Source organism: Nakamurella deserti (genome assembly GCF_003260015.1).
Taxonomy (GTDB): Bacteria; Actinomycetota; Actinomycetes; order Mycobacteriales; family Nakamurellaceae; genus Nakamurella; species Nakamurella deserti.
In genome coordinates, this window is record NZ_QCXS01000002.1 from 918,342 (window position 1) to 931,386 (window position 13,045).

The 13,045-nt window shown below is 73.6% G+C and carries 13 protein-coding genes; 10 read left to right on the plus strand and 3 right to left on the minus strand.

Annotated features, from left to right (window positions below; genetic code table 11):
• Window positions 1-55: 55 nt before the first annotated feature.
• A complete protein-coding gene (locus tag DB033_RS21050; RefSeq protein ID WP_205843641.1) occupies window positions 56-1,816 on the minus strand; it encodes a hypothetical protein in 1,761 nt (586 codons plus the stop codon).
• A 301-nt stretch (window positions 1,817-2,117) separates the two neighbouring features.
• Entirely contained in the window at window positions 2,118-2,672 is a 555-nt protein-coding gene (locus tag DB033_RS04325; protein WP_111765609.1) for a hypothetical protein, read from the minus strand.
• A 333-nt stretch (window positions 2,673-3,005) separates the two neighbouring features.
• Between DB033_RS04325 and DB033_RS04330 the strand changes: the two genes are divergently transcribed.
• The 8 genes from DB033_RS04330 (at window position 3,006) to fabI (ending at window position 10,519) form a co-directional block, all read left to right on the plus strand.
• Entirely contained in the window at window positions 3,006-4,550 is a 1,545-nt protein-coding gene (locus tag DB033_RS04330) for a C40 family peptidase (RefSeq protein WP_157970500.1), read from the plus strand.
• A gap of 61 nt (window positions 4,551-4,611) precedes the next feature.
• On the plus strand, window positions 4,612-5,166 hold the full coding sequence (gene mobA, locus DB033_RS04335; protein ID WP_240615723.1) for a molybdenum cofactor guanylyltransferase: 555 nt from the start codon (window positions 4,612-4,614) through the stop codon (window positions 5,164-5,166).
• 108 nt (window positions 5,167-5,274) lie between these two features.
• Complete coding sequence (locus tag DB033_RS04340; protein WP_111765612.1) at window positions 5,275-6,312, plus strand: AAA family ATPase; 1,038 nt, start codon at window positions 5,275-5,277, stop codon at window positions 6,310-6,312.
• Window positions 6,313-6,323: 11 nt separating this feature from the next.
• Window positions 6,324-7,319 (plus strand): DUF58 domain-containing protein, encoded by a 996-nt coding sequence (locus tag DB033_RS04345; protein WP_111765613.1) that lies wholly within the window; start codon window positions 6,324-6,326, stop codon window positions 7,317-7,319.
• Window positions 7,316-8,269 carry a VWA domain-containing protein gene (locus tag DB033_RS04350; RefSeq protein WP_111765614.1) on the plus strand — a complete coding sequence of 318 codons (954 nt, stop codon included), beginning with the start codon at window positions 7,316-7,318 and terminating at the stop codon, window positions 8,267-8,269. The genes DB033_RS04345 and DB033_RS04350 overlap by 4 nt, the downstream gene beginning before the upstream one ends.
• Before the next feature lie 17 nt (window positions 8,270-8,286).
• Complete coding sequence (locus tag DB033_RS04355) at window positions 8,287-8,775, plus strand: OsmC family protein (RefSeq protein ID WP_111765615.1); 489 nt, start codon at window positions 8,287-8,289, stop codon at window positions 8,773-8,775.
• A gap of 166 nt (window positions 8,776-8,941) precedes the next feature.
• Window positions 8,942-9,658, plus strand: coding sequence for a 3-oxoacyl-ACP reductase FabG (fabG, locus tag DB033_RS04360; protein ID WP_111765616.1), 717 nt, complete (start codon window positions 8,942-8,944; stop codon window positions 9,656-9,658).
• Window positions 9,659-9,724: 66 nt separating this feature from the next.
• Window positions 9,725-10,519, plus strand: a complete 795-nt coding sequence (gene fabI / locus DB033_RS04365) for an enoyl-ACP reductase FabI (protein WP_111765617.1) — start codon at window positions 9,725-9,727, stop codon at window positions 10,517-10,519.
• A 29-nt stretch (window positions 10,520-10,548) separates the two neighbouring features.
• On the opposite strand, the gene DB033_RS04370 is transcribed toward fabI, so the two are convergent.
• Window positions 10,549-11,394, minus strand: coding sequence for a hypothetical protein (locus DB033_RS04370; RefSeq protein WP_157970501.1), 846 nt, complete (start codon window positions 11,392-11,394; stop codon window positions 10,549-10,551).
• A gap of 329 nt (window positions 11,395-11,723) precedes the next feature.
• Between DB033_RS04370 and DB033_RS04375 the strand changes: the two genes are divergently transcribed.
• Window positions 11,724-12,491, plus strand: coding sequence for a DUF3097 family protein (locus DB033_RS04375; protein ID WP_420814047.1), 768 nt, complete (start codon window positions 11,724-11,726; stop codon window positions 12,489-12,491).
• Window positions 12,492-12,604: 113 nt separating this feature from the next.
• Complete coding sequence (locus tag DB033_RS04380; protein ID WP_111765619.1) at window positions 12,605-13,033, plus strand: NfeD family protein; 429 nt, start codon at window positions 12,605-12,607, stop codon at window positions 13,031-13,033.
• Window positions 13,034-13,045: the final 12 nt, after the last annotated feature.

Sequence of the window (13,045 nt, forward strand, 5' to 3'; positions counted from 1 at the left end):
ACGCGCCGGAGGCCCGGCTCCCTGGCGGGAACCGGGCCTCCGGGACCGGGCGGGACTACTGCTCGAGCAGATCGATGAACATCTCGATGTCGGTCTGCTCCATGCCGCCGAGCAGCACGGTGAAGATCGCGCTGTAGCTGCGCAGCGGGCTGACGTACCACTGGCCGTCGACCTCGGTGGTCACGACGCCCAGGCCGAGGGCCGCCTTGAGCATGCGCTGGACGAAGTCCGGCATGTCCGGGTGGATCTCCTCGAGCCTGCCGGCGCCGATCAGCTCACCCAGGCTGTCCGCGTCGAAGGTCTGGGTGTCCGATCCGTCGGTCACGGTGACCGACCCGGCCGCCTGGTCGATCTCGATGGAGCCGCTCTCGCCGTCGGCGGTGAACTGCAGCGACTTCACCGACACCAGCTTGCCGCCGGTCACGTCGGAGACGTTCCACTCCGTGTCGATCTGCACGTCCTGCGCGCCGCTGCCGGAGCCGATGGCGTCGGCGATCTTCTTCCCGTAGGCGTGTACCGCCGACATCTCGTCCGGCGGCAGGAGACCGATGATCGCGGTGGCGTCCTGGTCGACGAGGGCCTGGATCATGGCGTCCACGGCGTCCTCGGGGGAGCCCTTGCCGGCACCGGGGATGGCGTCGGCGGTGGTCACCGGGCCGACGCCGGCGGACTGCGCCCAGTAGTCGGCCAGGGTGTAGAACAGGCTCGGGTACCAGGCGCCGTCCCGCTCGACGGTGGAGATCCGGATCGGCTCGCCGTTGTTCTCGTCGCGGATGACCTGGGCGATGTCGATGACGGTCGGTTCGGAGGTCGAGGTCATCGGCAGGTCCTCGTCGGCGGCCTTCTTCTGCACGGCGTCGACCAGTCGGCGGTAGAGGTCGGTCTCCACGCCGCTGTCCTGCACGGGGTTGATGGTGACCGTGCCGCCGGTCAGCTTGACGATCGTCAGGTCCGGCAGCGGCTTCTCCTCGGCGGCGTCGTCGAAGGTGATGCCCTTGATGCTGATGTTCGTGCCGGTCGCGTTGTCGACCGTGGCGCTGTCGGTGAGCAGGCCGAGCCGCTTGAACTGCTCGATCACGTCGGTGGCCAGGTCGTCGACGAACTGCGCCTCGACCGGGTCGAAGGTGTCGGTCAGGCCGATCAGGTCACCGTTGTCGACGTCGGCGAACAACTGTTGTGCGGCCGCCACCGGGGTGTCCTGACCGCCGGAGTTCTTCCGGATGGCCAGGAAGTAGACGCCGACCCCGGCCAGCAGCGCGACCACGACCGCGATCGCGGTGATGAGCACGCCCTTGTTCTTCTTCGGCGGCTGCCCACCGGGCTGCCCGGGCTGCGCTGCGGCCGGGTACGGCCGGCCCTGATCGCCGCCCTGCCAGGGCTGCTGTCCCCACTGCTGCTGGTCGCCGGCCGGCGGCTGTCCCCACTGCTGGGTCGGCTGGTCGCCGCCCTGCTGCGGGTTCCACTGCGGCGGCGGCTGCTGTCCCCACGGCTGGCCCTGCTGCGGCTGACCCTGTTGCGGCTGGCCCTGCCAGGGCTGTCCCTGGAACGGCTGGCCCGGCCAGGCCTGCCCCTGCTGCGGGCCCCACTGCTGGGTCGGCTGGTCGCCGCCCTGCTGCGGGCCCCACTGCTGGGTCGGCTGGTCGCCGCCCTGCTGCGGGTTCCACTGCGGCGGCGGCTGCTGTCCCCACGGCTGGCCCTGCTGGGGCTGCCCCTGCCACGGCTGGCCCTGCGGAGGCTGTCCCCAGGGCTGCTGCGGACCGGGACCCTGGCCACCCTCCGGGCCGGTGCCCTGATGCGGGTCGTGCGGTGAACTCATCTGATCTGCTCCCCTCGTCCACCGGGTGGACGCTCCGTGCTCCGTTCCGACATGCACTGCACCCTGCTGTCCCACACTGCGCTGTCGCACACCGCGCTGGCCCACACCGCCGTTTCCGGGCGGTGGTCGTTCCTCCGACAGAGGCGCGACGGTGTCCGCCTGATGCCCGTCCGGAGTGGTCGGACCCGAACGGTGCTGTGGTTCCGGGTGCGAGTTTCCCTCATCCGACGTACTCCTGTCCGTTCATTCCGCGACTGACGGCGGATTGTCGGCGGACCGTGACGTCCCCGTCACCGGGCGGTCACCGTGGGCGGGGCGGACCGGGCGGCGCGACCGGACTTCCGGCTCCGGTCTCCGTCGCCGTGGGGCGACGGAGCAGGGCGACGCCCGCGACCGCGCAGCCCACGGCCCCGACCAGGGTCACCGCGGGGCCCGGCCAGACGCCGCCGATGGTCGGCGCGTCGAAGCGGACGGCCAGCACCACACCGCAGAGGGCGACGAGACCGGTGGGGACGGCCAGCACGAGGGACGCCACCGCGGCAGAGCGTCGTCGCCGCAGCACCATCAGCACCACCACGACCGCCCACAGCGGTCCGAGGAACGGCCACGCCTGCAGCGCGCCCTCGATCCACGGGCCGGCGTCGAGCCGGCGGACACCGACGCCGGCCAGCTCGTAGCTGTTGCGGCTGACCCGTCCTGACCGCACCCAGGGCAGGAACGTGCCGGCGACGAGGACCACCACGGCTGCCCCGCCGATGCCGACCCAGCGAACCGACGTGGTGGGTGACGGCGCCGGGGGCGGGCCCCAGGGTGACGGCGCCGGGCCCCGGTGCGGCGGCGGGAACGGTCCGGACATCGACCCATTGTGACGGTGCGGCGGCGGCTCCGGTCACCCTTCCGGCGGCGTTCGCCCGGGCGACCCTCGCACCGGTGTCTCACCGACAGTGTTCGACCGTCAGCGCACCGCGTTCAGGCGGTGTTCGTCCGTTCTGTGAACACTGGGACGGAAGTTGTGAGCGAGACGGCTGGCTAAGCGGGGGAGGAAAGTGGCATCCTGAGGCGCAAGCGTGTCGCATTGACAAACGTTCCGTCGGTGCCCCGCTCCATGTCCCCGTCCTCAGGAGAGCCAGTGGCGCACGCACGAACCCGGCAGCGCGGCACCTCCGTACGCCGCGCACCCTGGCCCTCCGTGCGGCGCGCCCCCGCCCGGACCCTCGGGATCGGAGCGGGCCTGGTCATCGCCCTGGTGCTCGGTCTGGCCGCGCCCGCCGGTGCACTGCCGCCGCCGCCGGAGAACCCGACCGACGACCAGATCGCCGCCAGCCAGAACCAGGCCGCCGAGATCAACACCGCGGTCGGGCAGCTGTCCGCCCAGGTCGCCAGCACGCAGGGCCAGATCGACGCCCTGCGCAACGACATGCAGCTCAAGCAGGAGCTGTCGCAGAAGGCCGCGATCGACCTCGACATCGCCCAGGCCGACGCCGCGGACGCCGCGACCGCCGCCGAGGAGGCCGCCGCGGTCGCCACCGCCGCGCAGGGGGACATCTCCACCGCGCAGGACAAGGCGGACAGCTTCGCCGCCGCCTCGTTCCGCCAGGGTTCGACGCTGGGATCCATGACCGCCCTCTGGGACGCCGGCAGCGCGGACGAGCTGCTGCAGCGCAACCAGCTGCTGGAGTCCATCTCGGGCAGCCAACTCGACGTCATCGGCAACCTGCAGCGGGCCCAGGTCACCAAGTCCAACCTCGACGCGGCCGCCCGTGAGGCGCTGCAGAAGGCCAAGGACGCCGCCGCCGCGGCCGACGCGGCCAAGCAGGCCGCCGACAGGGCCGCCGCCGACGCGGCGGACGCGCTGCAGGTCGGCCAGGCCCAGCTCGTCACCCTGCAGAACGACCTGTCGAACCAGCAGGTCGCCTACCAGGCCGCGGTCAACACGGTGAACGCGTTGCAGGGCCAGCGGCAGGCCTACGAGGAGTGGCTGGTCCTCAAGGCCGCGGAGGAGGAGCGCCTGCGCAAGGAGGCCGAGGAGGCCGCCCGGAAGGCCGCCGAGGAGGAGGCCGCCCGGCAGGCCGCGGCCGCCGCGGCCGCCGCTGCCGAGGCCGCCCGGGTCGCCGCCGAGCAGGAGGCCCAGCGTCAGGCCGCCGCCGCCGCGGCCGAGCAGGCCGCCGCCGCCGAGCGCCAGGCCGCCCGTAACGCCCAGGCCGCTGCCGCCGCCGCCGCGGCCCAGCGCAGTGCGGACGCCGCCGCCGCGTCGGCGGCCGCCGCGTCGGCCGCCGCCCCGCGGCCCGCCGCCGCCAAGCCCACCACCACCCAGCCCGCGCCGAGCACTCCGACGCCGGCGTACAGCGGCGACATCGGTCAGCAGGTCGTCGCCGCGGCCAAGAAATGGCTGGGCACCAAGTACGTCTGGGCGGGCGGCAACGCCAACGGTCCGACCGGTGGCGGGTTCGACTGCTCCGGTCTGATGCTCTACGCCTACGCCCAGGTCGGCATCAACATGCCGCACTACTCCGGCTACCAGTACTACGAGGGCTCACGGGTCGCGAAGTCCGACCTGCGGCCCGGCGACCTGGTGTTCTACGCCTACGACACGTCCGACCCCAAGACCATCCACCACGTCGCCATGTACATCGGCGACGGTCAGATGATCGAGGCGCCCTACACCGGGTCCTGGGTGCGGATCATGCCCCTGCGGACCAGCGACTACATCGGCGCGTCCCGCCCCTACGCGTGAGCCGACCGCGCTGAATGCCGACCGTCCGCCCTCCGGGGTCCCGGCCCCGGCGGCGGGCATCGTGCTCGCCGGCGGGGCCGGTCGGCGTCTCGGCGGGGTCGACAAGCCGGCGCTCGTCGTCGACGGCCGGCCGCTCCTGGACCGGGCGCTGGACGCGCTGGGCGGGACCGTACCGGCCGTGGTCGTCGGACCGGCCCGGCCGACCGCGCGGCCGGTGACGTTCACCGCCGAGGACCCGCCCGGGTCCGGGCCGGCCGCCGCCCTGCAGGCGGGGGTCGCAGCGCTCCCCGATCTGCCACCCGACGCGGTCGTCGGGGTGCTCGCGGCCGACCTGCCCGCGGTCACCGCCGCGACGCTGCGCCGCCTGACCGGTGCGCTGGCCGGGGCGGCGGACACCGACGGTGCCGTCCTCGTCGAGGACGCCCGCGAACAGCTGCTGCTGAGCGTGTGGCGGGTGGGTGCGCTGGCCGCGGCCTGCTCGCAGCGGCCGTCCTGGGCGGAGGCGTCGGTGCGCTCGCTGCTGGCGCCGCTGCGCCGGGTCGCCGTGTCGGCGGCGGACGACGAGGCCGCCGACATCGACACCCCGGAGCAGTGGGAGCGCTGGTCCCGGGGCTGACCCGGCCGGATCAGGTGTGTCGGGACCGTCACGTACCGTGGGCGCAGGCCTGTGGACCGCCGGCCCGCACTGTCCGGCCGCACGTCGCGGCCGCACCACGAAGGAGAGATGCCGGTGACCCCGGAATCCACCCACGGACACTCCGCCCCGGCTGCGGCGTCGCCGCCGGGATCGGACGCCGCCCTGCTCGAGCGGACCGTGTTCGAGGTCAAACGGGTCATCGTCGGCCAGGACCGGCTGGTGGAGCGCATCCTGGTCGGTCTGCTCGCCAAGGGCCATCTGCTCATCGAAGGTGTCCCCGGCGTCGCCAAGACCCTCGCGGTCGAGTCGTTCGCGCGGACCGTCGGCGGCACCTTCTCGCGCATCCAGTTCACCCCGGACCTCGTGCCGTCCGACCTGCTGGGCACCCGCATCTACCGGGCCGGCCGGGAGGAGTTCGACACCGAGCTGGGCCCGGTGGTGGCCAACTTCGTCCTCGCCGACGAGATCAACCGCGCCCCGGCGAAGGTCCAGTCGGCACTGCTGGAGGTGATGGCCGAGCGTCAGGTGTCCATCGGCGGCACCACCTACAAGATGCCCGACCCGTTCCTGGTGCTGGCCACCCAGAACCCCATCGAGAACGAGGGCGTCTACCCGCTGCCCGAGGCGCAGCGCGACCGCTTCCTGTTCAAGCTGCTCGTCGGCTACCCGGAGCCGGACGAGGAGCGGGAGATCATCTACCGGATGGGCGTCGCCCCGCCCACCGCCACCCAGGTGCTGCCGATCGCCGAGCTCAGCCGGCTGCAGGACGTGGCCGCGGACGTCTTCGTGCACCACGCGCTCGTCGACTACGTCGTCCGGCTGGTCTTCGCCACCCGGACCCCCGCCGAGCACGGCCTCACCGACGTGGCGTCGTGGCTGTCCTACGGGGCCTCGCCGCGGGCGAGCCTGGGCATGATCGCCGCCGCGCGGGCGCTGGCCCTGGTCCGCGGCCGCGACTTCGTCATCCCGCAGGACGTCCTCGACGTCGCCGCCGACGTGCTGCGCCACCGGCTGGTGCTGTCCTACGACGCCCTCGCCGACGGGGTGCAGGTCGAGACCATCCTCACCCGGCTGCTGCAGGCCATCCCGTTGCCGCAGGTCAGTCCGTTCGCGGTCGCGCACTGAGGTCGGCGGTCGTGGTCGAGGGGGCGGCAGTGGTCCGGGCGGGGGACACCCCACCCGGGGCGCCGCCGCGTTTCGCCGACCCGGTCCGGATCGACAGCGCGTTGGCCAACCTCGAGCTGACCGTCCGCCGCCGGCTCGACGGTCTGCTGCAGGGCAACCACCTGGGGCTGGTCCCGGGGCCGGGGTCCGAGCCGGGCGACGCCCGGCCCTACCACCCGGGCGACGACGTCCGGCGGATGGACTGGTCGGTCACCGCCCGCACCACCGAGGCGCACATCCGGCAGACCGTGGCCGACCGGGAGCTGGAGACCTGGATCGTCGCCGACCTCTCGGCGTCACTGGACTTCGGCTCCACCCGCTGCGAGAAGCGCGACCTGGTCATCGCCGCGACGGCGGCCGTCGCCCACCTCACCCAGGGCGGTGGCAACCGGGTCGGGGCGGTGCTCGCGACGGGTGGCGGCATCATCCGGGTGCCCGCCCGCGGGGGTCGCGCGCACCTGCAGTACCTGTTGCGCACCATCGCCGGCACCCCGCGGGCGTCGGTCGGCCGGCGCGGTGACCTGACGTCGGCCATCGAGCAGCTGCGCCGCCCGCCCCGACGTCGCGGGCTCGCCGTGGTGATCTCCGACTTCGTCGGCCCGGTCGACTGGCAGCGGTCGCTGCGGGCGCTGTCCGGCCGGCACGAACTGATCGGCGTCGAGGTGCTGGATCCGCTCGACCTGGCACTGCCCGACATCGGTCTGGCCACCCTGCTCGACCCGGAGAGCGGCCGCAGCCGCGAGGTGCGGACCACGTCCGCGCTGCGCCGCAGTTTCGCCGGCCAGGCCGCCGCCCACCGCGCCGAGGTGGCCACCGCGCTGCGCCGGTCCGGCGCCGGGCACCTGACGCTGCGCACCGACCGCGACTGGATCGCCGACGTGCTCCGCTTCGTGATGGGCCGCAAACGCGGCTGGACCGGCGCCACCGCCACCACCCCGCCGGTGGCCCACGAGGGGGAGGCCTGGTGACCTTCGCGCATCCGCTCTGGTTCCTGCTCGGGCTCGTCGTGGTCGGGTTGCTGGTGGGCTACCTGCTCGTCAACCGGCGGCGCCGGCGGTACCTGCTGCGCTTCGCCTCGCTGGATCTGCTCGACCGGGTGGCGCCCGCCCGCCCCGGCCGGCTCCGGCACGTGCCGACCGCCCTGATGCTGACCGCGATGGTGCTGCTCACGGTGGCCGTCACCGGCCCCACCGAAGAGGTCAGGGTCCCGCGCAACCGGGCCACCGTGGTGCTCGCGATCGACGTCTCGCTGTCGATGATGGCCACCGACGTCGCCCCGAGCCGGCTGGCTGCCGCCCAGGACGCCGCGACCCAGTTCGCCCGCGACCTCACCCCCGGGGTCAATCTCGGCATCATCTCCTTCTCCGGCATCGTCAACGTCCTGGTCTCGCCGACCACCGACCGTGCGGTCGCCGTGCAGGCCATCCAGGACCTCACGCTCGACGAGCGGACCGCCACCGGCGAGGCGATCACCTCGGCGCTGAAGAGCATCGAGACGTTCACCCGGACCATCGCCGGGGCCGAGGGTCCGCCGCCGGCCCGCATCGTGCTGATGTCGGACGGCAAGGAGACCACCGGCCGACCCGCCATGGAGGCCGCCCAGGCGGCCCGCGACGCGGGGGTGCCCATCTCGACGATCTCCTTCGGGACCACCTACGGCACCGTTGAGATCCAGGGCAGTGAGCAGCCGGTGGCCATCGACGAGGCCTCGATGCGCGACATCGCCGCGATCTCGGGCGGCGACTTCCACTCCGCGGCCACCGCGGAGGAGCTCCGCACGGTCTACGCCGAACTCGGCGAACAGATCGGCTACGAGCTCAAGGAGCAGGACAACTCCCGGCCCTGGCTGATCGCCGGCACCCTCCTGGTGCTGCTGGCCGCCGCCGCGTCGCTGGTCGTGACGCAGCGCATCCCCTGAACTGCCAGACTGCTGCGGTGAGTCGAGAGCACCACTACCGGCCGGCCGTCGAGTGGACCGGCAACCAGGGCAGCGGCACCAGCAACTACCGCGCGTTCAGCCGCAACCACACGGTCAGCGCCGAGCACAAGCCGGATCTGCTCGGCTCGTCCGACCCCGCGTTCCGCGGTGACGCCACCCGCTGGACCCCGGAGGACCTGCTGGTGGTGTCGGTGTCGCAGTGCCACATGCTCTGGTATTTGCACCTGTGCGCCGTGGCCGGCGTCGTGGTCACCGCCTATCGCGACGACCCGATCGGGGTGATGGTCGAGGACGACGAGGCCGTCGGCGGGGGCGGGCAGTTCGTCGGGATCACGTTGCGGCCCACCGTCACCGTCCGCGACCCGGAGATGGTCCCCACCGCCGAGGCGGTGCACGGCGACGTCGGCGCCCGCTGCTTCATCGCCCGGTCGCTGAACTTCCCGGTCGCCCACCAGCCACGGGTGAGCGCCGAGCCGGGCCGTTGATCCCGGCCGTACCGGTGCCCGGCGGCGAGCCGTCGGCGGCGGGCCGCGCGCGGCACTACCCTGAGAGGCCGCGCCGCACGGCACCACCCCTGGCGCGTGTCCGACCGACCGCACGACGACGGCCCGTGACCGCGATCCCGCGGCCGGCTACCCAGGAGGACCATCCGTGAGCGAGCAGACCGGCCGATCGGTCCTGGTGACCGGGGGCAACCGGGGCATCGGACTGGCCATCGCGAAGGAGCTGGTCGCCGCCGGCCACCGGGTCACGGTGACCTCGCGCAGTGGTGAGGCGCCGGACGGGCTGACCGCCGTCCGCTGCGACGTCACCGACGCCGCGTCCGTGGACGCCGCCTTCACCGAGGTGGAGGCGAACCAGGGCCCGGTCGAGGTGCTGGTGGCCAACGCCGGCATCACCGACGACACCCTGCTGCTGCGGATGTCGGAGGACCAGTTCACCGGCGTCGTCGACGCCAACCTGACCGGCTCCTACCGGGTGGCCAAGCGGGCCGCGAGCCAGATGCTGCGCAAGCGCTTCGGCCGGATCATCTTCATCTCCTCGGTCGTCGGCCTCTCCGGCGGCGCGGGCCAGGTCAACTACGCCGCGTCCAAGGCCGGCCTGGTCGGGGTGGCCCGCTCCATCGCCCGCGAGCTCGGGTCGCGCAACATCACCGCCAACGTGGTCGCCCCCGGCTTCGTCGACACCGACATGACCCGTGAGCTGTCAGCGACCCGCCGCGCCGACATCGTGAAGCAGGTGCCGCTGGGCCGCTACGCCCACACCGGCGAGATCGCCTCCGTGGTGGCCTTCCTCGCCTCCGACGGGGCCGCCTACATCACCGGCGCGGTGATCCCCGTCGACGGCGGCCTCGGCATGGGGCACTGACCGCACCCGCACGCCGCACCCCGACACCGAACCCACACACCGCACCGACGAAAGAAGCGCACTGACATGACCGGACTCCTCGAAGGCAAGAACGTGCTGATCACCGGGGTGATCACGGAGGCGTCGATGGCCTTCCACGCCGCGCGGATGGCGCAGGAACAGGGCGCCACCGTCGTGCTGACCGGCTTCGGCCGGCTGTCGCTGGTCGAGCGCATCGCCAAGCGGCTGCCGACCCCGGCGCCGGTCGTCGAGCTCGACGTCACCGACCCGGCGCAGGTCGAGTCGCTGGCCGCCCGTGTCGGTGAGCACGTCGACCGGCTGGACGGCGTCCTGCACGCCATCGGGTTCGCCCCCGCCTCGGCCCTGGGCAACAACTTCCTCAACACCCCGTGGGAGGACGTCTCCACCGCGGTCAACGCCTCGACCTTCTCGCTGAAGGCCCTGGCCGTCGGCTGCCTGCCGCTGATGACCGACGGCGGCAGCATCGTCGGTCTGGACTTCGACGCCCGCCAGGCCTGGCCGGCCTACGACTGGATGGGTGTGGCCAAGGCCGGCCTCGAGGCGTGCTCGCGCTACCTGGCCCGTGACCTCGGCGCACGCGGCATCCGGGTCAACCTGATCTCGGCCGGCCCGGTCCGCACCATGGCCGCGAAGTCCATCCCGGGCTTCGGCGACCTCGAGGCCGCGTGGACCTCGCGTGCTCCGCTGGGCTGGGACACCAGCGACCCGACCCCGGTCGCCAAGGCCGTGGTCGCGCTGCTGTCGGACTGGTTCCCGGCGACCAGCGGCTCGATGGTGATGGTCGACGGTGGCTTCCACTCACTCGGCTTCTCGGCCGGCGAGATCAACCAGGCGGTCTGACCCGAGGTTGCGGCCCGGGCGCGGGGCACTCAGTCGCGGACGGTGCGCCGTTCCGGGGCGGGTGCCCGCACCGCGGGCCGGGCCGCTCCCAGCACGTCGACCAGCTCGTTCACCGCGGCGAGCCGGCCGAACCGCACGGCGGAGGCCAGCGGCCGCAGGGCATCGTCCAGGGTGGCGAGCTGGTGCCGGGTCGCGGCGGCCGTCTGGTGGCCGGCGGCCACCTCCAGCAGCGCCTCCAGTGAGACGACCTTGGCCAGCAGCATCGAGCCGTGCCGGTGCGACGGTCCGGTGCCCCGGGGGACGCCGACCGCGCCGGCCCGCATCCGGTCGGCGATCCGGTCACGCACACCGTCGGCGTCGCGGGCGACGTCGAGGCGGGTGAGTTGCAGGGTGGCGGTACGGATGGCGGCGTCCAGATCCCGCTCGGCCTCGAACAGCGTCGGTGCACCGCTCGGCGCAGCCACCGCCGGCTCGGCGGGCGCACCGGGGCGGTCCACGGGGAACACCCGCCAGTGACCGTCGTCGGGGACGACCACGACCTGCTGCTCGGCGAGGACCACGCCGGCGCCCGCGTCCAGGGACGGCACCAGCGCGGGGGAGCGCGGCGGCAACCCGCGGACGTCGCCGGCCACCGGCAGTACGAGCTGCGGCCGGCCGCCGCGGCGGAGCAGATCCAGCAGGGCCACCGTGCCGGTGCCGGCCTCGCCGGGCCCGGGCAGGCCGGTCCGCTCACCGGTGACGGCGTCGGCGGCGCGTACGCCCGCGGTGCGGCCGGTGCCGGCGAGCTCGCCGAGGACCTCGTCGGGGGCGGTGGTGCCGGCGCGGAACGCCGCACCCCACAACGCCAACACGGTGGCGGCCCGCACTCCAGACATGGCGTCACGGTACGCGATCGGCCCGGTGCGGAACCGGGCGTTCCGGACGCCCGGACCCCGGGTGTGGCGGGCGCCACGTCGACGTCGGGCCGGTGGTCGGCGCCGACACCCGGAACCGGTTCCCACCTCCGCGAGCCGGGCGGCCGTAGCCTCGCCGGGTGTCCAACCCCCGCCGCCCGCTGCCCGGCCCCGATCCGCAACCGCGGTCCCGCGTCCGCACCGTCGACCTGAACGCGACCGCGCCGGCGCCGCGGCTGCGCGCCCGCACCGTCGACCTCGACGCTGCCGGGCGCTACGGCGGTGCCGCCGCCCCCCGGGCGCCGCGCACGGTGCCGACCGTTCCGGCCACGCCGGACGTCGTCGCCGAGGACATCGCGTCCGGGTTCTGCGGCGCGGTCACGGTGTGCACCGGGAGCACGGTGACCCTGGAGGACTTCAAGGGCCGTACCCGGACGTTCCCGCTGGACCCGGCGTCGTTCGCCATCGACGGTGAGGTGGTGACGCTGGTGCGGCCGGCTCCCGCCGCCGCCACCGGCCCGACGATCTCGGCGTCCGGATCGGTCACCGTCACGGGCCACACCGCCCGCACCGCCCGGGCGGCCCGGATCTGGGTCGAGGGCATCCACGACGCCGCGCTGGTCGAACGGGTGTGGGGTCACGACCTGCGGGTCGAGGGCATCGTCGTGGAGCCGATCGACGGGCTGGACAATCTCGCCGAGCGGCTGGACGAGTTCCGGCCCTCGCACCACCGGCGGGTCGGGGTGCTGTGCGACCACCTCGTCCCCGGGTCCAAGGAGTCGCGGATCGCCGACGCCATCGGCCGCCGTCCGGACGCCGCCGCCGTGCTGATCACCGGCCACCCCTACATCGACATCTGGCAGGCGGTCCGGCCCGCCGCCGTACGCATCCCCGAATGGCCGGACGTGCCCCGCGGTGAGGACTGGAAGCACGGCGTCTGCGCCCGGCTGGGCATCTCCGACCCGTCGGTGATGTGGGGCCGGGTCAACGGCTCGGTGAAGACCTTCCGCGACGTCCAGACCCCGTTGATCACCGCGGTCGAGCGACTCATCGACTTCGTCACCGCCGTCCCCGAATGACCGTTCCCTCCGCCTGCTGACCCGCGTTCCCGCTGGTCACGGAGTGGTCTCGGTATCGCCGCGACGGCCCGCGCGGCCACGGACGGGGGTGTGCGCTCTGGCAGGATGAGGCCATGCCCGGTTGGATCTGGCTCAGCGCCGCCGTCATCCTCTCCATCGCCGAGGCCCTCGGCGGGGAGTTCGTGCTGCTCATGCTGGGCGGCGGCGCGCTCATCACCGCGGGCACGTCGCTGTTCATGCCGGAGATCCTCTGGCTGCAGCTGCTGGTCTTCGCGATCTCCTCGGTCGCCCTGGTGATGGTGGCCCGGCCGGCCCTGCTCAAGCGCTTCCACACGCAGAACCAGATCAAGAGCGGCGTCGACGCGATCGTCGGCTCCAAGGCCACCGTGATCGCCACCGTCGACTCGCACGGCGGCCAGGTCAAGATCGGCGGCGAGATCTGGTCCGCCACCGGCGTGGACGGCCACCGGCCGCTCCCGCCGGGCACACCCGTCACGGTCGTGGAGGTCCGTGGCGCCACCGCGGTCGTCATCTGGGGCTGACACCCCCGTCGG